Below are 24,813 nucleotides of genomic sequence, written 5' to 3'. Positions count from 1 at the left end.
TGAGATGAATTATAAGTGAAGCTAGGATATATCAGAGGAGGAAATTCAAGTGGCAGAAATTATTGTTCCAGAATTAGCAGAATCGATTACAGAAGGTACGATTGCACAGTGGTTAAAAAAACCGGGCGAAACAGTAGAAAAAGGTGAGTTCATCGTTGAACTTGAAACTGATAAAGTAAATGTTGAAGTAATTTCAGAAGAAGCAGGAGTTGTTAGTGAATTACTTGCAGGAGAAGGCGATACAGTTCAAGTAGGTCAAGTTATTGCTGTAGTTGGGGCAGGATCAGGCGCACCAGCAGCATCAGCACCAAAAGCAACAGAGGCAGCTGCTACACCTGAAGCTCCTCAAGCACCAGCAACACCAGTAGCAGAAGAAACTTCAACGGAGCAAGATCGCACAATCGCTAGCCCAGCAGCTCGTAAGCTAGCTCGTGAAAAAGGTATCAACTTAAGTGAAATCTCACCAGTAGATCCAATGGGACGCGTTCGTGTACAAGACGTTGCTGCGCATGGTTCTGCACCAGCTCCTTCTAAAGCAGCGCCAGCACCAGCCGCTTCTGCACCAAAAGAAGATGATGGTCGTACAACTCGTGAAAAAATGTCTCGTCGTCGTCAAACAATTGCTTCTCGTTTACTAGAAGTAAAACAAAACACTGCGATGTTAACTACTTTCAATGAAATCGATATGACTAATGTAATGGCATTACGCTCACGCAAAAAAGACCAATTCTTTGAGCAAAACGATGTACGCCTTGGATTTATGTCATTCTTTACAAAAGCTGTAGTTGCAGCCCTTAAAAAATATCCTTATGTAAACTCACAAATCGATGGAACTGATATTGTGAAAAACAACTTCTATGATATTGGTATTGCAGTATCTACAGAAGGTGGTTTAGTAGTGCCAATCGTTCGTGATGCAGACCGTAAAAACTTTGCTGAAATCGAAGGAAATATTGGCGAACTTGCTAAAAAAGCACGTGATAACAAATTAGCCCTTTCTGATATGTCTGGCGGTTCATTTACAATTACAAACGGTGGAGTTTTCGGTTCATTACTTTCAACTCCAATTCTTAACGGTACACAAGTTGGTATCCTAGGAATGCATACTATTCAAAAGCGTCCGATTGCAGTTGGCGATGAAATTCAAATTCGTCCAATGATGTATGTAGCATTATCTTATGATCACCGTGTAATTGACGGCAAAGATTCTGTTGGATTCTTAAAAATGGTAAAAGAACTTCTTGAAAATCCAGAAGACTTAATGTTAAATTCATAAAATGTGAATTATGCAGACACTCATTAGGTGAGTGTCTGCATTTTTTTTAGTTCCTATTACTGTAAAACTGCTCATTATAATAAATAAGATTCGCAATATTTTATTTTTTAAAATAAAAAGCATTGACTTATCATTTTCCATTCTGTATAGTTAAATAAAATTTCATATGAAATTCTTCTTATCAAGAGAAGCAGAGGGAATGGCCCTATGAAGCTTCAGCAACAGATTGCTATTTGCAAAACTGTGCTAACTCCATCGATTTAATTCGAAAGATGAGAAGAGGTTAGATTTCCTATCATACCTCTTCAGGTCTAATAATCTGAAAGGGGTTTTTTTATTGATCTAATACCAAGCATAACAATATGTTTAATTGAATTACTAAGATAAAGAAAAGGAGAGAGTGTAGATGAAAAAATGGTTGGCATGGTCAATTTTATCTTTGATTGTCTTTTTATTAGCAGCTTGTGGTTCAAATGAGGAAGTGACTTCTAGTGGGACTGGTGATACAAAAAGTAGTGAGGAACTAACTAAATTAAAAATAAGTGCATCAACGACGCCTCATGCAGAAATATTACAGTTTATTTCAGATGATTTAAAAGCTGAAGGTATCGAATTAGATATTGTTATCACACAAGACGGTATTCAAACAAACCAATCAACGGCTGATGGTGACTTAGATGCAAACTACTTTCAACACACTCCATTTTTAGAACAAGTCAATAAGGATAGTGGAATCGATCTTGTGAATGTAAAAGGAGTGCATATAGAACCGTTCGGTGTTTATTCAAAGAAAATTGATGATATTACTCAATTAGCAGAAGGAGCAAAAGTTGCTGTACCAAATGATCCAGTAAATTTTTCACGAGCGTTACTGTTATTTGCGGATAATGGAATAATTGAGCTCGCTACGAATGTGGAAGGTTCTTACACAGTTCAAGATATTACGAAGAATGATAAGAAGTTAGAGTTTGTTGATATTGATGGACCGTTACTAGTAAGGGCGCTGGATGATGTGGAAGTGGCTGCGATTAATACAAACTATGCATTAGAGGGAGGATTCAAACCATTAGAAGATGCACTAATCATCGAAGGAAATGAATCTCCATATGTAAATATTTTGGTTTCAAGAAAAGATAACCAAAATGACGATGCTATACAAAAAGTTGCCGCAGCATTAACCACGGAAAAAGTAAGAGAATTCATCTTAGAGAAGTACGAAGGGGCTGTAGTGCCTTCTTTTTAACATAGTAATATCCAAAGTAAGGAGGAAATTAAATGATTGAATTTCGAAAAGTCTCTAAAAGATTCTTCACGGGGAAACGAACAATAACAGCACTCGAAGATGTAGAGTTGACTGTCCATAAAGGAGATATTTTTGGAGTAATTGGCTTTAGCGGAGCTGGTAAGAGTACTTTAATACGAACGGTAAATTTATTAGAAACACCTACCTCTGGCGAAGTATTGATTGAAGGGAAGAACTTACAAAAAATTTCTAAAAAAGAACTGAGAGAAGAAAAGAAAAATATTGGCATGATTTTTCAGCATTTCAATCTATTAAACTCGAAAACAGTATTTGAGAATGTGGCAATGCCTCTTCTACTAAGTAAACATACGAAAAAAGAAGTGGAGCAAAGAGTATTGGAAGTACTCCAATTCGTCGGTTTAGAAGATAAATTAAAAAGTTATCCAGATCAGCTTTCAGGGGGACAAAAGCAAAGAGTTGGTATAGCACGAGCACTCGTAACCAACCCATCCATATTACTTTGTGATGAAGCAACATCCGCCTTGGACCCGCAAACAACAAAATCTATTTTGCAGCTTTTAAAGCGAGTGAATGAAGAATATAAAATTACGATACTAATCATTACGCATGAAATGGAAGTTATAAAAGAAATATGTAATCGAATTGCCGTAATGGAAAACGGTCGAGTAATTGAAACAGGGAATATCCTTGATGTTTTTTCAAATCCACAAACAGAAACGACACGCAATTTTGTAAGTTCTGTTGTACATGATGAAATACCACAATCCGTCTATCGTTTGATGGAAGTCAATAATGGCAGAAGTCATATTCTAAAAGTCGATTTTGTAGGAGTGAGTTCCGGTCAACCAATTATTTCCCAAGTTGCTAAAAAGTTTAATGTTGATGTGAACATTCTTTTTGGAAGTATTACAGAACTACAAAGTATTCCATTTGGAAATCTGATTGTGGAAGTAATAGGGGATCCACGTGAAGTTCAAAAAACAATTAATTTTATTCAAAGTGACACAGTAAATGTAAAGGAGGTTAAAGGACATGGAAGTAAACAAACAAATTTTAATCGAAGCAATTTGGGAAACGTTGTACATGGTTAGTATTGCTCTCTTTTTTGGAGCGATATTAGGATTTATATTAGGGGTTACATTAGTAGTCACTAGAAAAGGGCATATTTTAGAGAATAAATTAATCTTTTCAATCGTTAATCCAATTGTAAACATTTTCCGGTCTATTCCATTTATTATTTTACTTGTAGCGATTATCCCTTTTACACGATTAATCGTCGGAACATCCATTGGAACAACCGCAGCAATTGTTCCACTCGTGTTGCATGTTGGACCTTATATTTCGCGGTTAATTGAAAACTCTTTATTAGAAGTAGACGAGGGGATTATAGAAGCGGCGAAAGCAATGGGGGCTACTCCATTTCAAATTATACGAAAGTTTTTACTTCCAGAAGCATTTCCCTCGCTAATTCTAAGTGTCACAACGGCAACGATAGGATTGATAGGAGCTACTGCAATGGCTGGTGCAGTAGGAGGCGGTGGTCTTGGAGATGTTGCAATAACTTATGGATATCAACGTTTTGATAATGTCACCATTCTAGTAACTGTCGTAATTTTAGTAGCGATTGTTCAATTAATTCAAAGTATCGGTAATGTATTCGAACGAAAACTTAGACGAGTTGGATAAAGTGAAACTAGAGCGACCCACCACGCTTTCTTGTAGTGAAAATTGCACTCAGGTAAATAATACTGTGTCGTAAGGCAATGGCTGAGTGTCCGACATCTTGTTGGCCTGAAACAATCGGATCTCTACGGGCAGATTATCCCTTATTTATCTTTCGTAGCTTTTTTCGAAATTTTGAAGTGGGGTTATTACTGCCCGACCGTTTAGGCGGGATAAAATATAATGAAAAGAAGGTTAATAGCAATGAAAAAATGGAGCTTGGCGTTCGTCTTAATAATAAGTCTTCTATTAGGAGCATGTGGAAATAAGGATGTAGATAGCGTAATAAAAGTTGGAATTCGTAGTTCCGAGATAAAAACTTGGGAATATATAAAAGAAAAAGCTGCTGATAAAGGAATCGAACTTGAGTTAGTGAACTTTAGCGCACAGTATGATCCAAACCAAGCTTTAGCTGAAGAAGAAGTCGATATTAATGCATTTCAACATTTAGCATACTTGAATTTATTTAATGAAAATCAAAAAACAGATCTTCAAGCTATTGGAAGTACTATTATGGCACCAATTGGCTTATATTCTAATCAATATAAATCGTTAGAAGAAATTCCGAATGGTGCTCAAATTGCTGTCCCAAATGACCCTTCCAACTGGGGCAGGGCTTTAATGTTACTACAAGAAGCTGGTTTTTTAACAGTTACGGATGATTTTGATGGGAATGGAGGAGCAGATCGAATTAAAGACAATCCTAAAAACATTGAAATAGTACCAGTCGACGGAGCTACAACTCCACGGGTAATGGAAGATACAGCAGCATCGATTATTAACAACGGTGTAGCTGTAGAGGCAGGTTTGTTACTAAAAGACGCATTAATTCACGAGAGCAAAACAGCGATCCCTTTTGTTAATGTGATTGTGGCTAAACCTGAAGATGTTGAAAATGAAACATTGAAGGAAATTGTGAAAATTTATCAATCTGAAGAAACTGCGAATTTTATTACAGAAACATATAATGGAAATTATATTCCTGTCATTTTAACTTCAGATGAGATTAAAAATTGGAAAGAAGCATATATAGCAAAATAATAGCATGAAGGAGGGTTCAAGATGGGTGGAAAACGTCAAATTAAGTTAGCAGCTTATTTAATAGGAACTGGGATGCACGTCGCATCATGGAAACATCCTAGTTCCAAACCTAACGCAAGCATTGATATTAAGCAACTTCAAAATCTAGCAAAAACTGCAGAGCGAGGTAAATTTGATATTGCATTTATAGCAGACAGTCTAGCTATCAATCATGAGTCACATCCTCAAATATTAAATAGGTTAGATCCAATTATTCAAATTACAGCACTTGCAGCAGCTACAGAAAAAATTGGTTTAGGTGCAACAGCTTCGACTACTTACAGCGAGCCATATGTATTAGCCCGCCAATTTTCTTCCGTCGATCATATAAGTGCTGGTCGTGCGGCTTGGAATCTTGTAACAACGGCGGATGCAACAGGAGAAACAGCACAAAATTTTAGTCGTGAGAAACATTGGGAACATGATCATCGATATGAAAGAGCAGAAGAGTTTATTGATGTAGTAAAAGGCTTATGGGATTCTTGGGAAGACGATGCTTTTCTTTACAATAAAGAAACAGGACAATTTTACGATCGTGAAAAAGTACATGAAATTAACTATAAAGGAAACTATTTCTCTGTAAAAGGACCGTTAAATATTGCACGGTCAAAACAAGGTCATCCTGTCGTTGTGCAAGCCGGGGCATCAAAACCTGGTCAACGTCTAGCTGCTCGAACAGCAGAAGTAGTTTTTGTGCATTGGGATAGTTTGGAGGTAGGTAAAACACATTATAAAAGATTGAAAGAACAGTTAGCTGAGTTTGATCGTTCCGATGACGATTTACTTATTCTGCAAGGTATTTCGCCTATTATTGGTAATACGGAAGAAGAGGCTATTGCTAAGTACAAAGAGCTGCAAAATTTGATTGATCCATTTGAAGCTTTGAAATTTGTTTCTGGTTATTTAGGGAATGTAGATTTTTCCAAATATAGTTTAGATACCCCTGCTATAGAAGTAGAGTTTCCTCAATCGAACAGTATTCAAAGTCAGGTGAATGAGTTCATGAAAATTATAAAGGAGGAAAACTTAAAGGTCGGAGAATTGTATGGGCGATTGTTTGGCGCTGGAAAACGAGATGGCTTCGTAGGAACCCCTGAACAAGTAGCAGATGAAATGGAAAAATGGTTTGTCGAAAAAGCGGCAGATGGTTTTATGATTCAATTTCCTTTATTGCCACGTGACTTAGAAGACTTTGTTGAAAAAGTTGTGCCGATTTTACAACAAAGAGGAATATATCGTGAGGATTATGAGGGCGAAACGTTAAGAGATCATCTAGGTTTAAAAAAACCGGCTAATCGCTTTGCCAGAGAAAAGGTGAAGAGATGACAAGATTTAGTGATGATTTGTTTGTACGTAACAAAAGAGAAGCGGATCTGGTTGAGTATGCCAAACGTTTAGCTACAGAAATTGAGAAAACAGCAGGAAAATACGATGAGCATGGAGAATTTCCGTTTGAGCATTTTGCCTTACTTGAGAAAGAAGGCTTCTTTAAATTAACAGTTCCTAAAAAGTATGGTGGAGATGAAATCTCTTTATATGAAATGTTATTAATACAAGAACAGCTTGGAAGAGCTGATGCATCTACAGCACTTTCAGTTGGGTGGCACTTATTAACTTTTTTAAATGTCCGCGAAACATCACCATGGCCAGAAGAGGCATTTGAAAGAATTTGCCGTGCTGCTGTGGAAGATGGTTCTTTAATGAATATTCTTAGCACAGAGCGAGGGAAAGGAAATTTATCAAGAGGTGGAAAACCAGGTACAATTGCACGTAAAACTACTGGTGGATATATTATTACGGGCGAAAAGGCATTTGCTTCATTAGCTCCAATTTTAAATCATTTTTCTATTACTGCTTATTTTGAAGATGAGGACGTAACTGCAGAGTTTTTAATAACGAAAAATGAACAAGTAGAAGTGATTAATACATGGAATGCATTAGGCATGCGAGCGACGGGAAGTCATGATATTATTTTTCATGATGTATTCGTGCCAGAAGCAGACTTATTGGCTAAACTTGATGCATCTAGACCTAATCGATTTCTAGCAGATGGACGTGTGTATTCTCTAGAAATTCCAGCCGTATATTTAGGTATTGCTGGAGCAGCGAGAGATTATGCAGTAGATTTCGCACAAAATACGTATTCCTACAGTCTGGGAGATTATATTTCTACAGCAGCACATATACGACAAAAGCTTGGTGAAATAGAGTTATTATTTCAATCATCTCGTAATCTATTGTACTCGATCGCCAGTCGATTTGAGCAAGATCCATCTTTAAAAAATATGCTTGCAAATGATGTGAATATTGCTAAACATGTCATTTGCAATAATGCTGTGGAAATAGTTGCAAAAACGATGAGGATTGTTGGTGGGCGGAGTATTGCGAAAGGAAATAAGTTAGAACGTCTATTTAGGGATGTGCAATGTGCAGCTTTTAATCCACCGCAAGATGATCTGATTATTGAGCAGTTAGCAGCGTTTATATTGTCCAAGGGTGTCAAAGAAGAGATATCCGTTTAACTTTATTTAGAAAATTTGAGCAGATTCTTCATTTTGAGGAACTGCTCTATTTCTTTATTTTATTAGAAATAAAATAAAGCTAACAGATTGAATTATAAAGTATCCTTTCGTATACTATAGTAAAAGGAAGTGGATAACATGATACATACAAATTGGGATACAAAACCAACGCTTAAAACAGTAACATGCGTACATACAGATGCTAAGAAATTCCTAGTCAATAATGTACTAACAGTTGGTAAAACATATGAAGTAAAAAATGAAACAGAAGAATTTCTATTTGTTGTCGACAATACTGGTAAAGTAGGCGGCTTCTACAAAGAATATTTTCAGTAACACCTCTACTGACCATTAATGCAGGATAAAGTCCGATGAGTAATCATCGGATTTTTTTCATAAGGAGATGAAAATATGAATGAGTTATTAACTAAAGAACAACAAATACGAGTAAATAGAGTACATACTGAGGAAGATAGTCGGCTTATAGGAGCAGGTGGATATTTATCACCAAACAATGATTTATTCCATGATGTTCTAATCGCTATTTCATTGAAAAAACCTGTACTACTAAAAGGTCCAACTGGGGCAGGAAAAACGAAACTAGCGGAAACAGTGTCTCACTATTTCAAGCAACCAGTCCAAAGTATAAATTGCTCCGTTGACCTAGATGCAGAAAGTTTACTTGGCTTTAAAACGATTGTATTAAAAGATGGAGCGAATGCAATTGAGTTTGTAGAAGGTCCCGTCATTGAAGCTATGAAAAAAGGGCATATATTATATATTGATGAGATCAATATGGCAAAAGCAGAGACATTACCAATTTTGCATAGCGTATTGGATTATAGAAGAATGCTGACCAATCCTTTTACAGGAGAAGTGATTCAAGCACACCCAGATTTTTCGGTCATTGCTGCGATCAATGAAGGTTATATTGGGACAACTCCAATGAATGAGGCATTAAAAAATCGTTTTGTCTCTTTTTCAATCCCTTACATATCTGGAGAATTACTTGCAAATCTTTGGAATGAAACTTTCCCAGCAGCTCCTAAGCAGTTAATCACTGTTATGTTACAATTAGCTGAAGATTTAATGGAACAAGTGAAACAAGGATTACTTTCAGAAGAAGCAGCTTCCATACGGAGCTTACTCGATGCAACGGAACTAGCACAATATATGGAACCGATGAGGGCAATTACATATGCAATTGCAGAGAAGTTAGAGGATGAACAAGAAAGAGAACTCGTTTTAGAATTAGCCTCTTCTTGGATTAAGTGAGGGATGTAGATGGGCTCCGTTAATCGGTTTATCCAGTTTAATAATGAAACATTAGATGCACGAAAGTTAATGCACTATGAAAATGTTGCAAAAGCGCTAACGCATAATACAAAGATTCTTGTGAACGAACGAAAGTTAATCGAGTATCATCCAGCGGATCAAACGATTTCACTAAGTGTGTTTTGGAGGCATCGGGATGAAGCAATTATGCATGCAGGCCGGCTAACTGATATCTATTTATTAGCAGAAGGATTTTGGAAATTCTTTGATGTGAGCGCTTGGAAAGCATTTACGCTAATAAAAGAAAAGGATTTCCCAAAGTTGCTTAACCAGTTACTATTTTGCATAGAAGAGTTTCGTTTAATCGAAATAATTCAAAAAAATAGAGTTGGTACTACCAAATATTTTCGATCAAGAGTTCAAACCTATTTGGCATTTCATAAACAGCAATTATTAGTTAATAGTCAAAAAGGATTTTTAGCGGATGCATTTATTAGCTATGTATACATCGGCATGCATGAAGGCACGATGCATACGAAAGGACCGGAAGCTTTTCAGCTAGCAAATCAAATCATTCCAAATGTCTATGAAAGTAAAAACACACAAAATTCTATCGATATCGTCTATCAACTCTACTATTTAATGAAAGAATATATGAAAGAAGATGCATTACATGAATATTATGCAATTCTTTCCGATTCCAATTTACCAACAGAAGATTTTCATTATCATCAAGGGGTAAAAGATTCTGAAATAGGAGAGGAAGGACAAAAAGAGACGATTGAAGAAATTTTCCGCACTTGGCATCGAGAGAATGAACAAGAAGATGGTGTGCATTTACAATATGAACTAGAGCATGGTAGGGATGGCTTAGCGGATCAACACCTCACTTCGCGGGAAGGCGAGGAGGGCCATGAAATTACGGAGATTGGTCAAGGGACTTCAGTTGGCGACAGTAAAGAGGGACTTGGAGCAGAACGAGAAGATAAAAAAACTAGTGCAAAGAAAAAAGCGGGAAAGACATTTGGAAAAGAACATTTACAAGTAGTGTATGAGGAAAAAAGAATGGATGAATCTCTCTCCAGCGACCATAAACTTCACCTACAAGTTTTTCGTCTCGAGCAAGCGCCATATGTGAAAGCATTCGTACAAGAGATAAAAAAGCGCATGGAACAAAAAAAGATAGATAAGCGTTTAAATTTATCAAAAGGCAGGCTTGGCTCAAAGCTAACTGCACTTTGGACAGAAGAACGTCCTAAACCTTTTTATCAAAAAAATGCACCAAGTACGCAGTTAAATGCTGTTTTTGGCTTGCTCGTCGATGGTTCTGCTTCGATGCAGGATAAACTAGAAGAAACCAAAAAAGCAGTATTGTTGTTTCACGATGTACTTAGAAAGCTTAATATTGCACATGAAATTGTTTTACATTACGAAGATGCTTTTGAAGCTTCTGAAACAATGCAGCCAAATACATTTGAGTGGATTCATAAATTAGAAGACGGTGCTAGAGATAGTGGGTTGAACATTTTATCGATGGATGCTCATGAAGATAACCGGGATGGATTTGCGATTAGATGGATGGGTAAAAGGTTAGAGAAAAGACCTGAAGCACATAAATTTTTGCTTGTATTTTCCGACGGGGAACCTTCTGCATTTGGTTATGCGCAAAACGGTATTATGGATACTGCAGAAGCCGTGGTAGAGCTTGAACGAAATCATATTTCTGTTCTTCATTTGTTTTTGAATGATCGGGAAGCAACAGAAGAGCAATTAGATTTGTTCCGATTAATATTTGGAAAGAAAACTGCTGCTGCTGGATCTTTAGAAAAGTTTTCGGATGAGACTTTGCGCTTACTTCGTAAAATGCTTCATCATGTGGTGAAAAGTACTTGAAAAAACCGTTCTTCGTTAAGAAGGACGGTTTTTGGATTGGTCGGCTATTAATAGAAGACGTTGTTTTAACTCTTCTTCCATGCGTCCGATTTCAATTTCAGCTGCTTTTCGTTTCACGCGGCCATCTGCTTGAATGCGCATTGTTTCTTCTATTGTTTGTAGTAAGTTTTCTTGTGTTTTTTTCAATGTCTCAATTTCAACGATTCCACGCTCATTTTCTTTGGCAGTTTCGATACTATTCACTTTTAGCATTTCTGAATTTTTTAGTAATAAATCATTTGTCGTCTTCGTTACTTGCTTTTGTGCTTCGACTGCTTTTTGCTGACGATTAAGTGTTAAAGCAATCGCAATTTGGTTTTTCCAAAGTGGGATAGACGTCATAATGGAAGATTGGATTTTTTCTGCTAGTGTTTGGTTCGTTTGTTGAATCATACGTATTTGAGGTGCACTTTGAATCGTAATTTGGCGTGATAATTGCAAATCGTACATGCGTTTTTCTAAACGGTCGACAAATTGTGCCATATCATTGACTTCTTGGTAAGCCATTTGATCATTCGATTCTTCTGCTTTACGTCGCATTTCAGGGATAGTGACATTCAGAATTTCTTCTTTTTTAACTTCCGCAGCAGCAATGTATACATTTAATGCTTGGAAATACGTTTTGTTTTGATCATATAATTTATCTAACATCTGCACATCTTCCACTAATCCGCGTTTGGAATGTTCCAATTGGATGCCGATGCGATCAATTTGAGTGCTTAGTTTTTGGTATTTCGTCATCATTTCTTGTACAGAACGATTGACCCGATTAAATAAGCGTTTGATACCTGATTTTTTTTGCGTAGAAAGTTCTTCCGGATTAATATCGGACAGCTTGTTCATCAGATCCCCTAAAATATCTCCGACTGGACCGATGTCTTTTTTCTGTACGTGATCTAACATTTGATGGGAGAAACGAGATAATTCATTTTGTGCGTTTGCTCCGTATGTTAATATTGCTTCGTAATTACCCGCAGGGATTTGGTTCGCCAGTTGTTTAGCTTTTTCTTGTTCTGCTTCCGATAACCGATCAATAAGTTTTGTAGGTACTGGTTCGTCAGCAGTCGTCACAGCTTGTTGTTTTGTCGTATTTACTTCAAATGGACTTGCTAATAATTCATCCATTAATAAATCATCACTAGAATTTACTCGTTGTTCGCTCATTGTCTGATTCTCCTTCTAAATATAAAGGTTGTTCTTTTTTACGTACCGATAGTTTAGCGAAATCTAGTTCCATTTTTAAGTGCTCAATATCGGAAGCTAGTACATCTTTTAGATCGTCTTCCATAATGGCATTCATCGATTCTAATGTCTCTCGCGTATCTGCCAAGGCAATTTTTAAATCGTGATTTTTCATTGGCTGAGACACTAAAAGCGTATATTTGGACGTGAGCTCAACAGCAGAATCTAAATGCGCATAAAAAAACTTTTCGACTTGGTAAAACTTACGTGGATTCTCTTTGACTAATGAAATAATTCGTTTTGCCAATCTATTCATGTCAAACAATTGTTTAAATGAACTAAAGGATCTTACTTTTAAATAGTGGCTATTCAACGTTCGTATTTTTGCTTTCGCTTCTTTTAGTTGTTTTTGTATATGAAAATACTCAGAATGAGTAAGCTGGTGTTTTTTCATAATTCTACGATGTTGTATCTTTTTTATACTAAAATTCGACACTAAGTACACGCCAATTGCAAGAGCTGAACTGATAAAGTATCCAATATCTAATGGAAAAAAGAAAACGAACCAGGCTATGAACATAATGGGTATATTGATAATATGACGAATAACCGTATTCATTACTTCAGTCATAATAGGCTACCTCCTTTTATCTACAATATATTATACGAATGGGAGGGAAGAAGGTTTCATTTTCCTTGCGATTTAGACGATATCCGTTTCCATTTTTGTATATCCTACTAAATGGTCGAATATTTCTATTTCAAAAGCATTTTGTTTGGATAAAGGGGATACTCCTTTTTGAATGTAGCCGATGAATTCATCTAATTGATTTACATTGCCTTCTATATCGATGATAATTTCCTGTAATTCATTTTGCCTACAATAACCTTTTAAACTAAGTGATTGTGCTTTTTGTTTTACTAGAAATCGAAAGCCAACTCCATCTACATCCCCGTGCATTTGAATATGCGCCCGCTTTTTCAACTTATCTTCTCCTTTGAATGCCATATAAATTGTATTAACTATAACTTACCTGATATTTCGCTTATTTTCAATTCTTTCAACATGTAAAAGTCATTTGAGTAGACTTTTTTTGTTGAAGCAGTACAATATGAGTTAACAATAAATGTTAGAGGCGATGAACATGTTTGAAGTTATTTATATGAAAGCAGATTACGAACCTTGGTGGGCCTTTGAAGGCTGGGAAGAACATATAGTAAAAAAAGAGACGTTCGAGCAAGAGGAAGAAGCATTGAATTATTTAAAAATGATATTGGATGAGTTTCGGGGAAAGTTCCCAAAAGAGCAAGTAAAGGAAGATAAATATTGGGCTTTTTGGTCATTAAAGGAACAATGTTATTGTGAATCATGTGAAGATGAATTACAAATTTACCATGGTATCATTTGGAATACTCCGAAGTAAACGATTTAGAATAATAAAAAAACTTGTTGACTATATCTATCCAACTGGTATACTTTAGATAACAATTTAAAGTGAGAAACGGTATTTGTAATTCACATATCCTATGTAGTGATCGATGTGATGTCGGTACTTCATGGGATATGTGAATTTTTGTTTTTCGCATATTGATTAATTTTTTTTGGAGGTAATGACATGAAACAAGGTACGGTAAAATGGTTTAACGCGGAAAAAGGATTTGGATTTATCGAAGTAGAAGGAGAAAACGATGTATTCGTACACTTCTCTGCAATTCAAGGTGAAGGCTTCAAATCACTTGAAGAAGGACAAAAAGTAGAATTTGAAGTGGTTGAAGGTAACCGCGGACCACAAGCTGCAAACGTAGTTAAACTTTAATAGCTTAAAAGAAGCCCTCCGGAATGGAGGAGCTTCTTTTTTTATAAAACATTTTCTAATGTAGAGGTAACAGTAAAAGCTTCATCGCCTTCTTGCATGATAAATTCCCGTTTGATCTCCCCAAAGTCTTTGGCAAAGTATTTTCTTGTGATAGCACCTTGCTCATCTGTTTTTTCTATTAGGATGACATCATCAAATGGTTGGACGTCCGTTTTTAACGACTCATTTGTTGAAATAATTTTCCAACCGTTAAATTCTCTACCTTCTTCAAGCGGTGTTGCTAAATATACTTCTATTTCTTGCATAGATTCAAGTTCGGCAAGAGAAGGTTCTTTAGCGTCATAAGCTTCACCATTTTGTGCAATTAAACTAACTTTATCGGCTTGAATATAGTAAATTCTTTCCACAACTGTGCCGCCATTATCTTCATAAGTTAAGACATAGTTATCATATAAATGCTTTGTTGTTAACGTATAAGTTGCATATTCATTGCCTTCACCTTTGAACTTGGCAATTGAGCCATTTGGCATAAAGTAATCTGATAAGCTCACTTTTGTTTCAGCAGTCGTCGTTGTATTTTCCGTAGGAGGGCTAGTGGATGGTTCACTCCCGCTCTGTTCTTCAGCACCGCAGGCTATAAGGAAAAGTGCTGGGATCAACACGAGTAGATACTTTTTCATGTGTTTTCCTCCTTAAATATTATTTGTATATTAGACGGATACAATCGTAATACGTTTCAATTGGATGAATTTTTGGTATAGTGACAATAAGGAAGGAGAGATGAAAATGGATATCGAACTAAAAAAAGAATTACCTCCGTATGAGGAACAGCAAGATTTTTATGAAAAATTAAGATCCAAAATAACAACATATGTAGAATCGAAAACAGGAAAAAAGGGGAAGCTCACTCCGTATTTATTGTTTGCTCCTGACTTATTTCATTTGCTAGTGAAAGCATTATTAGATAATCGAATTGATACGAAAAGTAAAACTATTATAGGGAGTGGAATTCTTTATTTTATTACTCCTATAGATGTTTTACCAGAAGGGCTAATTGGACCAGGTGGATATATCGATGATATTATAGTGGCCACTTTTGTCGTAAATATGCTATTAAATAAGTTTTCCGCAGAGATAATCGAAGAGCATTGGACAGGCGATGAAAAATTATTGAATGCATTAAAGAAAATCGCGGAAACGAGTGATTCGCTACTAGGGAAATTGCCTGCAAGTTCACTGCTCGGCAAATTTATCAAGAAGAAAAAAGCGTGAGAACAATTAGTCTCACGCTTTTTTTATTATGAAATTTTTTGAGCTTCTTTCCACTCAAGGAATTCATCATAAGTTAACTGTTTATCTAGAATCGACCCGTCTTCACGAATTTCAATTACACGATTCGCGATTGTTTGAATGAACTGATGGTCATGTGATGTGAAAATCATAGCACCTTTAAACGCAGTCAATCCATTATTCAGTGCTTGGATAGATTCCAAGTCTAAATGGTTTGTAGGCTCATCTAGTAATAGTACATTCGACTCTGATAGCATCATTTTAGAAAGCATACAGCGAACTTTTTCACCACCGGAAAGTACGGATGGTTTTTTCTTCACTTCTTCTCCAGAGAATAGCATGCGACCAAGGAATCCGCGTAGGAATGTTTCACTCTCATCATCTGGTGAATATTGACGTAACCAGTCTACTAAAGAAGTCTCGTTTCCTTGGAAATATTTTGCATTATCAAGCGGGAAGTAAGCACGAGTAGTTGTAACACCCCAACGGATGGAACCCTCTTGTGGTTCTTCTTCCTCTGCTAACACACGAAGTAAGGCAGATTTTGCTAACTCATCTCCAAGAAGAATAATTTTATCTTCTTTATTTAACGTAAAGTTAAGTTTCGAGAATAGTTTTTCTCCCTCAAATGTATAGCCTAAATCTTGTACTTGTAAAACATCATTTCCAATTTCACGTTTCATCGCGAAATTGACATAAGGGTATTTACGAGAAGATGGTTTAATATCATCTAATTCGATTTTATCGAGCATTTTCTTACGAGAAGTTGCTTGTTTAGACTTAGAAGCATTAGCGCTAAATCGTGCGATAAAGGCCTGAAGCTCTTTAATTTTCTCTTCTTTTTTACTGTTTTGATCAGACGCTAATTTTAATGCAAGTTGACTAGACTCATACCAGAAGTCATAGTTCCCAACATATACTTGAATTTTACTAAAGTCTAAGTCCGCAATATGCGTACATACTTTGTTTAAGAAATGACGGTCATGGGAAACGACAATAACAGTATTTTCAAAGTTAATTAAGAAATCTTCTAACCATTGGATCGCTTTGATGTCCAAATGGTTGGTAGGCTCATCTAGTAAAAGAACATCAGGTTTACCGAAAAGGGCTTGGGATAACAACACTTTTACTTTTTCAGAACCAGTTAACTCAGACATTTTCTTTTGGTGCATACTATCAGGAATACCTAGACCTTGTAAAAGGATAGCTGCTTCTGATTCTGCTTCCCAACCATTTAAGTCTGCGAATTCACCTTCTAGTTCAGCTGCGCGCATTCCATCTTCATCCGAAAAGTCTTCTTTCATGTAGATAGCGTTTTTTTCGTTCATTACTTCATACAAACGTTTATGTCCCATAATAACAGTTTCTAGAACTGTATATTCTTCATATTCGAAGTGGTTTTGTTTTAGAATCGCTAAACGTTCATCTGGATTCATAATGACATTACCTTCTTGTGCCTCTATTTCTCCAGATAAAATTTTGATAAATGTTGACTTTCCTGCTCCATTTGCACCGATTAAACCGTAACAGTTCCCCGGTGTAAACTTTATATTTACGTCTTCAAATAATTTACGATCACCGAAACGAAGACTTACATTACTTACTGCAATCATGCTAGTACCTCCTAAAATTCACAATGCTCTTATTATAGCACGATTCCGCGAAACAAGGTATTTTGAAAGCAAAATAAATGATCGATATTTACATAAAGAATATTCAGAATTATTAGTCATATGTTGGATTTTAGCGGAATTTAGTAGTAAAATAGAAATAAAAAATGATACCGAGGTGAGTCAATTGAATCATTATTTTCATGGAGCTTTTCAACAAGCGATAAGAACGGGACCTATTATTTTTATGCACTGGTTTTGGGATGAAAAAATGAATCCGATTGACTTTGTTTCGCCAAATGTAGAACCAATATTCGGTTATTCTGTAGAGGAACTAATTAATGGAACGACAAGATTGATTGATATTTTTATAGAAGAGCATCAAGCCATTTTTATATCCAACTTGAAAAGGCATATTGAACAAGAAGATAGCTTTTGGTATGAATCCTATGAAATCTATTCAAAAGATAAACAAGTAAGATATATCCGTACCTATAGTTATATTCAAGAAGAAGATATACTATCCAATTTGCGCTCCGTGTACACGTATGTGATTGATGAAACGGCATTGATCAAACAGCTAAATGAAAAAGAACTTTTAGCTACCCGCTATCAAGTTGCCATAGAAAATGCGGAAGAAGGCGTATGGGAATGGGATCCAGGACAAAATCGCATGTTTTATTCGGATGATTGGAAGAGAATGCTTGGCTATGAACCAAAAGAAATTGCCAATACATTTGACGAATGGGAACGACTTATGCATGTAGAAGACTTGCAGAAAGCTAGGGCAATATTAGAGCAATATTCTGCTGGAGAAATAGAAAAATATGAGTCGGAATTTCGCATGCTTCATAAAAATGGGACGTATCGTTGGATTTTGTCGCGAGGAAAAATCATTTTCATCCAAGACTATCAGCTAAAAAAAGTAATGATTGGGACACATGTTGATATTACAGAGCAAAAAAATACAGCAGCACTGCTATTAAAAAGAAATGAAGAGTTAGAAATACTATTGAAACAAATAAAAGAGCTCTCTATTACGGATCCGTTGACATCTTTATTTAATAGAAGGAAAATTTTAGAAGAACTAGAAGAGGCGCAACAAGCCCAAAATATAAATAACAATTCCTATTCCATTGCAATCATTGATCTAGATTTTTTCAAGCGAGTGAATGATACGTATGGGCATTCAGTTGGAGATGAAACATTAAAGTTATTTGCCGCATTTATCCAGCAAAACGTACGCGGGCAAGATATTGTTGGAAGATGGGGAGGGGAAGAGTTTTTTATAATCTTTCCTGAAACAACAGATGTACAAGCGTTAGATATATTGCAGCGCTTGCAGAAAAATTTCGCGAAAAAGCCATTGTTGATAAAAAAATATTCCATTATGATTACATTTTCTGCCGGAATTTCGAATAGTGCCGTGGATACTACAGTAGATGTAATGATAAAGCAAGCAGATCAGGCATTATATAAAGCAAAAGAATTAGGCAGAGATTTAATTGTCAAATTTGAGGAAGAACAGAGCTAGCAATAATATACTAGCTCTGTTCTTTACTTCCAATGCTTTTGGATGAATTCGTCTCGGCCCGATTGTGCTCTATCTTCTTTATAGTGGTCAGGGCTCTTTTTATAAAAGTCTTGGTGATAATCTTCTGCTTCGTAGAAGATTTTTGCTTCTCTAATTTCTGTTACGATCGGTTTAGAAAACTTGCCACTTGATGCTAGTTGTTCTTTCGATTGTTCTGCAAGCTCTCGTTGTTCATCTGTATGTACAAATATGGCTGACTTATAGCTTTCTCCGCGGTCTTGGAACTGACCTCCTGCATCTGTCGGGTCAATCTGTTGCCAAAATATTTGAAGTAGCTCATTGTACGAAAAGATAGTCGGATCATATTGAATTTCGACCACTTCCAAATGACCGGAAGTCCCTTTTTTTACGTCCTCATATGTTGGGTTTTCGACATGTCCCCCCATATAGCCAGAAGTTACTTTATGTATGCCATCCCATGTATCAAATGGTTTGACCATGCACCAAAAACAGCCACCTGCAAATGTTGCTTTTTCCATTATTATCATTCCTCCCATTGTTGCATTTTGAATTTTACCATGAGATGCTAAAATGTACAAAATTCCGAAACTTAAAGGTAGAAAATACGTTATTATTAATATATAAAGGAGCGATTTCAACATGAAAGAAGAACGACAAACACGAACAAGACATAAGCGAAAAAAGAGACTTCGAGTAGGACGAGTCTTTACGTTATTTCTTGTTTTAGCTCTATTAGTAAGTGGAATATATACAATTATCCAATATTCCAGTGGATACAAATTAGCGAACAAAGAAGTTGATTTAACGATTGATTTTGAAGGGGATAAGCAACAACCAGGAGATCGAGAAAATATATTAGTGCTTGGAGTAGACTCAAGAGGTCAAAAACAAGCACGCTCGGATACGATGATGCTCGTTTCTTGGGATAAAAAAGATAATGATGTCAAGGTCATTTCCTTTATGCGGGATATATATGCAGATATTCCTGGCTATCAATCGTATAAATTGAATACAGCCTATTATCTAGATGGTGTTCAATTATTAAAGAACACGATTCAACAAATGTTTGATCTACCGATTCATCATTATGCGTTAATCGATTTTAGTAGCTTTGAATCACTTGTAGACATACTTTCTCCAAACGGCGTCCCGATAAATGTGGAAAAAGATATGTCAGAGAAAATCGGCGTTACACTAGTCCAAGGCCAGCAAAACTTAACAGGTAAAGAGCTGCTTGGTTATGCGAGGTTCCGCGCGGATGCAGAAGGTGATTTTGGACGAGTTGCAAGACAACAAATAGTAATGGAAGCATTAAAAAACGAAATTTTATCAATTGGAAACTTATCCAATACACCGAAGTTTTTAGGAGCTGCTGAAGGGTATATCGAAACAGATTATTCTAGAACGGATAAAGCAAAACGCATTGTCGATGCACTTATCAGTGGAAAATTAAAAATGGAAAAATTAACAATACCAGTTGAAGGAACATACTCCTTTTCTAGCTATAAACATGCTGGTTCAGTCATTGAAATAAACAAGGAAAAAAACAAGCAAGCCATCAATGACTTTTTAGAAAAATAATAATGCTTTAACATTTGCCAATCTTTTCATTCGTCCGTAAAATAAACTATATAAAGAAAGGGTGTTTGATAAAAGTGGAGCCTGAAAAACCTTCTTTTTTTTCTACAAGATACATAAAATTTTTAGGAGGACGTAATACGTTCTTCACGTTTATTTTAATATTGTTGATCGGGCTAATAATTATGGTATATGGTAAAGTGTCGTTTATCTTTAGTCCGTTAACGATATTTCTAGGTAACATCGTTTTACCCGTTATTCTAGCAGTCATAGCATATTATTTATTGCGTCCCATTTTGCGACTGATCGAGAAGATAAAAATTCCGAGAGTATGGGGTATATTAATCATCTTCCTAGCATTAATTGGATTAATCACTTTACTCGTATTTTTAGTCGTTCCATTTTTAAAATCACAGTCTACTAGGTTAGTCGAGGAATTACCTGTCTACCTGATTCAGTTACTGAATTCTTTAGACAGCTTTTTAAGAAGCTCGTTTGTAGCGGACTATTATTTACAAATTGAACAAGATGCAATGCAAATGTTGAAAAATGTTCCTGCAGAAGTGGGGAAATTATTTCAAAGCACAATTACAAGTGTAGCAACTGGCATTACATCTGTTGTCGGAGCAGTAACGAGCTTTGTTTTATCTATAATCATGGTGCCGTTTATCCTTTTTTACTTGCTAAAAGATGGAGAAAAACTTCCGAGATTTGTGATAAAAGTTTTTCCACCACGCATGCGGGACGATTTTCAATCTGTCTTCCGAAGTATTGATAACCAAATCAGTGCCTATATTCAAGGGCAAATTTTGGTGTCTATGTGTATCGGGTTTATGATATTTATCGGTTTTACGATCATTGGAATGGATTATGCGTTACTTCTTGGTGTTATTGCTATGGTAACAAGTGTTGTACCTTACTTAGGACCGGTCATTGCCATAACTCCGGCTGTTATTATTGCTCTTGTGTCATCGGATCCTTTGATGTTAGTAAAACTTGCAATTGTGTGGACAGTAGTTCAATTTGTAGAAGGGAAATTTATCTCTCCACAAATTATGGGGAAATCACTCCATGTTCATCCGATTACAATTATTTTTGTATTAATTACTTCAGGCGCATTATTTGGAGTACCCGGTGTAGTATTAGGTATTCCAGGATATGCAATACTGAAAGTAATTGTTTCGCATCTATATACTCTATTTAAAAAGCGGTATAATAGATTTGAACCGAATTTAGAAAATCAATATGAGCATACAAACAACAAGGTGGATTGAGAGTAATGGCAAAGAAGTTTGAATCTTCTATAGTAGTACAATCGATTAAAATTGATACGGTGGTAGACCATCCTTATATTGAACACGGTATTAATCTTTCTGGCACTATTTATATAGAGGGTGTGCATGATGATGAATCCGTTGAGAATATTAAACTAGAGGTTTTTAAAGTAAGAAACGAGCATGTTTCTGAAATTATCTCCAAACATTCGATAGAATTAGTGGGATCGGTAGCTTCAAAAGATATGCAAATGATTCCTTTTGAAATTATGCCCGATGAAAGATGGATACCAGATGAAGCAGAGGAATTCTCCAAATTAATTTTACGAACGACTGTTTTATTTGAAAATGGCAAAGAGTTCAGCGATGAAGATGAAATTTACTTCGATATAGAAGAATAAGAAAATGTGTAAACTCCAGTGAAAATGCTGGGGTTTTTCTTTTTTGTATAAAGCTGCTAAATAAGCACATCCTAACGAAAAAATAGGAGGAAAATAAATGAACAAAAGAATTTCGCTAGTGTTACTTGTTTCATTACTCATGCTATCGGCTTGCGGAAACAATCGAGATTCAAATGATCCCGCAAATCCAGAAACACAAATGGATAGCCGTGAAACAGACTTACCGAACACCGGAAATGAAGAAGTAAATCAAGAAAATGACCTTGGTATACCGGACACTGGTGATGATATGAATGATCCAACATTTGAAAAACCAACTGAATAATCCATTGAATTATTAGAAAAATCGTGATACTATTAATTTAACTATACTGAATGGAGGTGAAGAAAGAATGAAAAACGCTGTGAATGCACATAGATTTATATTGGAATTTTTATCCATTTCTTGTGCGATTACTCATGAAATTGCTGACAACGGGACCAGTCTGTCCATTTTTAGCAAATTTAATGAATCTCACAGCTGATAAAGTCATTCTTTCTGAACCATGCATCTATGGAAAAGACTGCTTTTCAGGCAGTCTTTTTTTGTGCAGAAAAATGCTTCCAGCTGATTAAAAAGAAAAGGAAGCGAACAATATGATATGTACAATACAAGAAATTAGTAAAATGCTCGGAGGAAATACAATTTTTGAAAATCTGTCTCTTTCCATCAAAACAGGAGATAGGCTTGCTATCGTTGGACGAAACGGCGCAGGAAAGACGACGCTATTTAAATTAATTGCACGTATAGAAACAACGGATAAAGGAAGTATTCATTTTAAAAAAGGAACGAAGATTGGGTATTTGGCGCAAATCCCATTATTTTCGGCTGACATAACAGGTTTTGATGTGTTGAATAGTGCTTTCCAGACATTAAACGAAATACAATTAAAACTGAAAGATCTGGAAGTTAAAATGTCCAGTGCAAAGCCAGAAGAAATGGATAAATTACTTCAAAGTTATGGTGATGCCCAAGAAGCATTCGTGAATCTTGGGGGATATCAAATAGAAACAGAAATAGAAAAAGTTATACAAGGTCTTCAATTGTCTGGCTTTGTGTATCAATCATTTTCGAGTTTAAGTGGCGGCGAACAGACGAAGATATTGTTAGGGAAACTTTTACTTACACAACCAGATTTACTGTTACTCGATGAGCCAACGAATCATTTAGATCTATTTGCGGTGGAATGGTTAGAGGAATATTTAGTTAATTATAGTGGTACAGTTGTCATCATTTCGCATGATCGCTACTTTTTAGACCAAGTCGTCACTAAAGTAGCGGACTTAGAGGAAGGCGAATTAACGGTCTATCATGGAAATTACTCTGCCTTTACTCTCGAAAAAGAAGAGCGACTCACCCGAGAGTTTCAAGCATACGAGGAACAACAAAAAAAGATAAAGAAAATGAGAGAAGCGATTAAACGATTAAGACAATGGGCAAATGAAGCGGTTCCTCCAAATCCTGGTTTGCATCGCCAAGCGAGAAATATGGAAAGAGCTTTAGAACGGATGGAAAAGGTAAGAAAACCGCTAATCGATCCAAAAAAGATGGATTTGACTTTTGAAGCTACCGAGCGGAGCGGTAAAGAAGTAATTGTCATGGAAGATGTGTGCAAATCATTCGATGAAAAAATATTACTTGATGCTGCAAATTTGCATGTATATTGGAAGGACAGGGTGGCGATTGTCGGGCGTAATGGAACTGGTAAGTCGACGATTTTAAATTTAATACGAGGAGAAGTACCAGTTGATAAAGGAATAGCTCGACTCGGTAGCAATGTTCGTGTTGGCTTTCTTTCACAGCATTTCCTTATTGCAGATCCGAAAGCTCGACTAATCGATGTGTTTCGCAGTGAAGTAAACGTCGTTGAAGGGGATGCCCGCCACATATTAGCTAAATTTATGTTTTACGGACCCGATGTGTTTAAACGAGTAGGTGATTTAAGCGGGGGAGAACGAATGCGTCTTCGCCTTGCTCAGCTTATGCATCAAGATATCAATTTATTGATGTTAGATGAACCGACGAATCATCTAGATATAGATTCTAGAGAAGTATTGGAAGATGCTATGGAAGACTTCCAAGGAACAATACTGGCTGTCTCTCACGATCGCTACTTTTTAAACAAATTATTCCCTAGAACTGTATGGCTAGATCAAGGGCAGTTAACTACTTTTGAAGGTCCATATGAGTGGGCTCGTGCAAAATGGGAGGAGTTACAAGCGAAAACCCCTTCTATTAACTTAGTGAAAATAAAGGAACCAGCAAAGAACAATCAAACAAAGATAAAACATGCTCAACCAATAGAAGAGGAAATTGCTGCATTAGAATTAGAAATTAATACAATAAATAGTCAAATCGAGTTGGAAAATGATTGGGAGAATTACGAGCGATTACTAGAAACTAAAAACCAACATGAGCAGCTATTAGAGAAATTATTGGAGAAATGGATGGAGAATGAAAATTGAAACGCATTGCAATTGATATGGATGAAGTAATTTCGGCTTTTAGCTTGAAATGTCTACAGCTATTTAATGCTGAATTTCATTCAAACTATACGGCGGATCATCTTCATGGAAAACTTTTATCTGAGCTAGATCACCGTTTTAAAGAGAAAGTGAATGATTATTTGGCGGAGGAATCTTTTTTTCTGGAATTGGATGTTATGGAGGGAAGTCAAGGGGCATTGCGCCGATTAAGTGAGCAATATGATATTTTCATTGTTACGGCGGCTATGGAGTTTCCCGCATCATTAGCACCTAAATACCAATGGTTAAAAAAGCATTTTCCTTTCTTGAATGAAAAGCATTTCGTTTTTTGCGGGGAGCGAATTTTATTTACAGCCCCGCATAATAGGAATGAAAATAGATTTACACGATTGAATAGTTGGAATGAAGTCGAACGATATTTTTTGAAATAAACACCATTTAATTGTCGTGTAATTTAATAAAAAGAGCTTTTTATTATAAAATTTCAAATGTTGCATAAATGTTTTGCT

The 24,813-nt window shown here is 36.1% G+C and carries 27 protein-coding genes and 1 riboswitch; of the genes, 21 read left to right on the top strand and 6 right to left on the bottom strand.

The window, feature by feature from the left end:
• The first annotated feature begins 49 nt into the window (after positions 1–49).
• The 10 genes from odhB to ACIQ38_RS14105 all read left to right on the top strand — a co-directional run bounded on the left by odhB (position 50) and on the right by ACIQ38_RS14105 (position 11,032).
• Complete coding sequence (gene odhB / locus ACIQ38_RS14150; protein WP_402824039.1) at positions 50–1,276, top strand: 2-oxoglutarate dehydrogenase complex dihydrolipoyllysine-residue succinyltransferase; 1,227 nt, start codon at positions 50–52, stop codon at positions 1,274–1,276.
• A 175-nt stretch (positions 1,277–1,451) separates the two neighbouring features.
• Positions 1,452–1,555: riboswitch (SAM riboswitch) on the top strand.
• Between the two features lie 127 nt (positions 1,556–1,682).
• Complete coding sequence (locus tag ACIQ38_RS14145) at positions 1,683–2,519, top strand: MetQ/NlpA family ABC transporter substrate-binding protein (protein ID WP_402824036.1); 837 nt, start codon at positions 1,683–1,685, stop codon at positions 2,517–2,519.
• A 32-nt stretch (positions 2,520–2,551) separates the two neighbouring features.
• Positions 2,552–3,631, top strand: coding sequence for a methionine ABC transporter ATP-binding protein (locus ACIQ38_RS14140; protein WP_402824033.1), 1,080 nt, complete (start codon positions 2,552–2,554; stop codon positions 3,629–3,631).
• On the top strand, positions 3,573–4,226 hold the full coding sequence (locus ACIQ38_RS14135; RefSeq protein ID WP_402824030.1) for a methionine ABC transporter permease: 654 nt from the start codon (positions 3,573–3,575) through the stop codon (positions 4,224–4,226). Before ACIQ38_RS14140 ends, ACIQ38_RS14135 begins: the two co-directional genes overlap by 59 nt.
• Before the next feature lie 240 nt (positions 4,227–4,466).
• Positions 4,467–5,303, top strand: coding sequence for a MetQ/NlpA family ABC transporter substrate-binding protein (locus ACIQ38_RS14130; RefSeq protein ID WP_402824027.1), 837 nt, complete (start codon positions 4,467–4,469; stop codon positions 5,301–5,303).
• A gap of 21 nt (positions 5,304–5,324) precedes the next feature.
• Complete coding sequence (locus tag ACIQ38_RS14125) at positions 5,325–6,668, top strand: LLM class flavin-dependent oxidoreductase (RefSeq protein ID WP_402824024.1); 1,344 nt, start codon at positions 5,325–5,327, stop codon at positions 6,666–6,668.
• On the top strand, positions 6,665–7,864 hold the full coding sequence (locus ACIQ38_RS14120; protein ID WP_402824021.1) for an acyl-CoA dehydrogenase family protein: 1,200 nt from the start codon (positions 6,665–6,667) through the stop codon (positions 7,862–7,864). The genes ACIQ38_RS14125 and ACIQ38_RS14120 overlap by 4 nt, the downstream gene beginning before the upstream one ends.
• A 138-nt stretch (positions 7,865–8,002) precedes the next feature.
• The gene (locus tag ACIQ38_RS14115; protein WP_402824018.1) at positions 8,003–8,200 is read left to right on the top strand and encodes a DUF6501 family protein; all 198 of its coding nucleotides are present in this window, start codon (positions 8,003–8,005) and stop codon (positions 8,198–8,200) included.
• Positions 8,201–8,275: 75 nt separating this feature from the next.
• Positions 8,276–9,139, top strand: a complete 864-nt coding sequence (locus ACIQ38_RS14110; RefSeq protein ID WP_402824015.1) for an ATP-binding protein — start codon at positions 8,276–8,278, stop codon at positions 9,137–9,139.
• A 9-nt stretch (positions 9,140–9,148) separates the two neighbouring features.
• Positions 9,149–11,032 (top strand): vWA domain-containing protein, encoded by a 1,884-nt coding sequence (locus ACIQ38_RS14105; RefSeq protein WP_402824012.1) that lies wholly within the window; start codon positions 9,149–9,151, stop codon positions 11,030–11,032.
• 15 nt (positions 11,033–11,047) lie between these two features.
• Here the strand turns inward: ACIQ38_RS14105 and ACIQ38_RS14100 are convergent, their stop codons facing one another.
• The 3 genes from ACIQ38_RS14100 to ACIQ38_RS14090 all read right to left on the bottom strand — a co-directional run bounded on the left by ACIQ38_RS14100 (position 11,048) and on the right by ACIQ38_RS14090 (position 13,238).
• Positions 11,048–12,235, bottom strand: a complete 1,188-nt coding sequence (locus tag ACIQ38_RS14100) for a toxic anion resistance protein (RefSeq protein WP_402824009.1) — start codon at positions 12,233–12,235, stop codon at positions 11,048–11,050.
• Positions 12,210–12,884 (bottom strand): 5-bromo-4-chloroindolyl phosphate hydrolysis family protein, encoded by a 675-nt coding sequence (locus tag ACIQ38_RS14095; protein ID WP_402824007.1) that lies wholly within the window; start codon positions 12,882–12,884, stop codon positions 12,210–12,212. The genes ACIQ38_RS14100 and ACIQ38_RS14095 overlap by 26 nt, the downstream gene beginning before the upstream one ends.
• 72 nt (positions 12,885–12,956) lie before the next feature.
• Entirely contained in the window at positions 12,957–13,238 is a 282-nt protein-coding gene (locus ACIQ38_RS14090) for an acylphosphatase (RefSeq protein ID WP_402824004.1), read from the bottom strand.
• A gap of 160 nt (positions 13,239–13,398) precedes the next feature.
• Here ACIQ38_RS14090 and ACIQ38_RS14085 point away from each other — a divergent pair, with 160 nt between their 5' ends.
• Together ACIQ38_RS14085 and ACIQ38_RS14080 are read left to right on the top strand one after the other, a co-directional pair.
• A complete protein-coding gene (locus ACIQ38_RS14085; RefSeq protein ID WP_402824002.1) occupies positions 13,399–13,677 on the top strand; it encodes a DUF1033 family protein in 279 nt (92 codons plus the stop codon).
• Positions 13,678–13,869: 192 nt separating this feature from the next.
• A complete protein-coding gene (locus tag ACIQ38_RS14080) occupies positions 13,870–14,070 on the top strand; it encodes a cold-shock protein (RefSeq protein ID WP_142605075.1) in 201 nt (66 codons plus the stop codon).
• Positions 14,071–14,111: 41 nt separating this feature from the next.
• Here the strand turns inward: ACIQ38_RS14080 and ACIQ38_RS14075 are convergent, their stop codons facing one another.
• A complete protein-coding gene (locus ACIQ38_RS14075; RefSeq protein ID WP_402823997.1) occupies positions 14,112–14,750 on the bottom strand; it encodes a hypothetical protein in 639 nt (212 codons plus the stop codon).
• 106 nt (positions 14,751–14,856) lie between these two features.
• On the opposite strand from ACIQ38_RS14075, the gene ACIQ38_RS14070 reads away from it, so the two are divergent.
• A complete protein-coding gene (locus tag ACIQ38_RS14070; protein ID WP_402823994.1) occupies positions 14,857–15,342 on the top strand; it encodes a YkvA family protein in 486 nt (161 codons plus the stop codon).
• 26 nt (positions 15,343–15,368) lie between these two features.
• Here ACIQ38_RS14070 and ACIQ38_RS14065 read toward each other — a convergent pair whose 3' ends face one another.
• The gene (locus ACIQ38_RS14065) at positions 15,369–16,973 is read right to left on the bottom strand and encodes an ABC-F family ATP-binding cassette domain-containing protein (RefSeq protein ID WP_402823991.1); all 1,605 of its coding nucleotides are present in this window, start codon (positions 16,971–16,973) and stop codon (positions 15,369–15,371) included.
• 184 nt (positions 16,974–17,157) lie between these two features.
• Between ACIQ38_RS14065 and ACIQ38_RS14060 the strand changes: the two genes are divergently transcribed.
• A complete protein-coding gene (locus ACIQ38_RS14060; protein ID WP_402823988.1) occupies positions 17,158–18,504 on the top strand; it encodes a sensor domain-containing diguanylate cyclase in 1,347 nt (448 codons plus the stop codon).
• Between the two features lie 23 nt (positions 18,505–18,527).
• Here ACIQ38_RS14060 and msrA read toward each other — a convergent pair whose 3' ends face one another.
• Positions 18,528–19,043, bottom strand: a complete 516-nt coding sequence (msrA, locus tag ACIQ38_RS14055) for a peptide-methionine (S)-S-oxide reductase MsrA (protein WP_402823985.1) — start codon at positions 19,041–19,043, stop codon at positions 18,528–18,530.
• Positions 19,044–19,164: 121 nt separating this feature from the next.
• Between msrA and ACIQ38_RS14050 the strand changes: the two genes are divergently transcribed.
• From ACIQ38_RS14050 to ACIQ38_RS14020, 7 genes are all read left to right on the top strand, one after another.
• On the top strand, positions 19,165–20,106 hold the full coding sequence (locus ACIQ38_RS14050; RefSeq protein WP_402823982.1) for an LCP family protein: 942 nt from the start codon (positions 19,165–19,167) through the stop codon (positions 20,104–20,106).
• A gap of 74 nt (positions 20,107–20,180) precedes the next feature.
• Positions 20,181–21,377, top strand: a complete 1,197-nt coding sequence (locus ACIQ38_RS14045) for an AI-2E family transporter (RefSeq protein ID WP_402823979.1) — start codon at positions 20,181–20,183, stop codon at positions 21,375–21,377.
• A 5-nt stretch (positions 21,378–21,382) separates the two neighbouring features.
• Complete coding sequence (locus ACIQ38_RS14040; RefSeq protein ID WP_402823977.1) at positions 21,383–21,778, top strand: sporulation protein; 396 nt, start codon at positions 21,383–21,385, stop codon at positions 21,776–21,778.
• A gap of 97 nt (positions 21,779–21,875) precedes the next feature.
• Positions 21,876–22,103, top strand: coding sequence for a hypothetical protein (locus ACIQ38_RS14035; RefSeq protein ID WP_402823975.1), 228 nt, complete (start codon positions 21,876–21,878; stop codon positions 22,101–22,103).
• A gap of 67 nt (positions 22,104–22,170) precedes the next feature.
• The gene (locus tag ACIQ38_RS14030; protein WP_402823974.1) at positions 22,171–22,302 is read left to right on the top strand and encodes an RAxF-45 family protein; all 132 of its coding nucleotides are present in this window, start codon (positions 22,171–22,173) and stop codon (positions 22,300–22,302) included.
• Between the two features lie 112 nt (positions 22,303–22,414).
• The gene (gene abc-f / locus ACIQ38_RS14025; protein ID WP_402823972.1) at positions 22,415–24,283 is read left to right on the top strand and encodes a ribosomal protection-like ABC-F family protein; all 1,869 of its coding nucleotides are present in this window, start codon (positions 22,415–22,417) and stop codon (positions 24,281–24,283) included.
• A complete protein-coding gene (locus ACIQ38_RS14020) occupies positions 24,280–24,735 on the top strand; it encodes a 5' nucleotidase, NT5C type (RefSeq protein WP_402823969.1) in 456 nt (151 codons plus the stop codon). The genes abc-f and ACIQ38_RS14020 overlap by 4 nt, the downstream gene beginning before the upstream one ends.
• The last annotated feature ends 78 nt before the right edge of the window (positions 24,736–24,813 follow it).

The sequence above is a fragment of the Psychrobacillus sp. NPDC096389 genome (genome assembly GCF_044762855.1).
Classification (GTDB): domain Bacteria; phylum Bacillota; class Bacilli; order Bacillales_A; family Planococcaceae; genus Psychrobacillus.
This window is presented reverse-complemented; position numbering and strand designations above follow the sequence as displayed.

Coding starts and splice junctions, on each gene's coding strand:
- ACIQ38_RS14145 (WP_402824036.1), top strand. CDS start 1,683: ATGAAAAAATGGTTGGCATGGTCAATTTTATCTTTGATTGTCTTTTTA.
- ACIQ38_RS14140 (WP_402824033.1), top strand. CDS start 2,552: ATGATTGAATTTCGAAAAGTCTCTAAAAGATTCTTCACGGGGAAACGA.
- ACIQ38_RS14135 (WP_402824030.1), top strand. CDS start 3,573: ATGGAAGTAAACAAACAAATTTTAATCGAAGCAATTTGGGAAACGTTG.
- ACIQ38_RS14130 (WP_402824027.1), top strand. CDS start 4,467: ATGAAAAAATGGAGCTTGGCGTTCGTCTTAATAATAAGTCTTCTATTA.
- ACIQ38_RS14125 (WP_402824024.1), top strand. CDS start 5,325: ATGGGTGGAAAACGTCAAATTAAGTTAGCAGCTTATTTAATAGGAACT.
- ACIQ38_RS14120 (WP_402824021.1), top strand. CDS start 6,665: ATGACAAGATTTAGTGATGATTTGTTTGTACGTAACAAAAGAGAAGCG.
- ACIQ38_RS14115 (WP_402824018.1), top strand. CDS start 8,003: ATGATACATACAAATTGGGATACAAAACCAACGCTTAAAACAGTAACA.
- ACIQ38_RS14110 (WP_402824015.1), top strand. CDS start 8,276: ATGAATGAGTTATTAACTAAAGAACAACAAATACGAGTAAATAGAGTA.
- ACIQ38_RS14105 (WP_402824012.1), top strand. CDS start 9,149: ATGGGCTCCGTTAATCGGTTTATCCAGTTTAATAATGAAACATTAGAT.
- ACIQ38_RS14100 (WP_402824009.1), bottom strand. CDS start 12,235: ATGAGCGAACAACGAGTAAATTCTAGTGATGATTTATTAATGGATGAA.
- ACIQ38_RS14095 (WP_402824007.1), bottom strand. CDS start 12,884: ATGACTGAAGTAATGAATACGGTTATTCGTCATATTATCAATATACCC.
- ACIQ38_RS14085 (WP_402824002.1), top strand. CDS start 13,399: ATGTTTGAAGTTATTTATATGAAAGCAGATTACGAACCTTGGTGGGCC.
- ACIQ38_RS14080 (WP_142605075.1), top strand. CDS start 13,870: ATGAAACAAGGTACGGTAAAATGGTTTAACGCGGAAAAAGGATTTGGA.
- ACIQ38_RS14075 (WP_402823997.1), bottom strand. CDS start 14,750: ATGAAAAAGTATCTACTCGTGTTGATCCCAGCACTTTTCCTTATAGCC.
- ACIQ38_RS14070 (WP_402823994.1), top strand. CDS start 14,857: ATGGATATCGAACTAAAAAAAGAATTACCTCCGTATGAGGAACAGCAA.
- ACIQ38_RS14065 (WP_402823991.1), bottom strand. CDS start 16,973: ATGATTGCAGTAAGTAATGTAAGTCTTCGTTTCGGTGATCGTAAATTA.
- msrA (WP_402823985.1), bottom strand. CDS start 19,043: ATGGAAAAAGCAACATTTGCAGGTGGCTGTTTTTGGTGCATGGTCAAA.
- ACIQ38_RS14050 (WP_402823982.1), top strand. CDS start 19,165: ATGAAAGAAGAACGACAAACACGAACAAGACATAAGCGAAAAAAGAGA.
- ACIQ38_RS14040 (WP_402823977.1), top strand. CDS start 21,383: ATGGCAAAGAAGTTTGAATCTTCTATAGTAGTACAATCGATTAAAATT.
- ACIQ38_RS14035 (WP_402823975.1), top strand. CDS start 21,876: ATGAACAAAAGAATTTCGCTAGTGTTACTTGTTTCATTACTCATGCTA.
- ACIQ38_RS14030 (WP_402823974.1), top strand. CDS start 22,171: ATGAAAAACGCTGTGAATGCACATAGATTTATATTGGAATTTTTATCC.
- abc-f (WP_402823972.1), top strand. CDS start 22,415: ATGATATGTACAATACAAGAAATTAGTAAAATGCTCGGAGGAAATACA.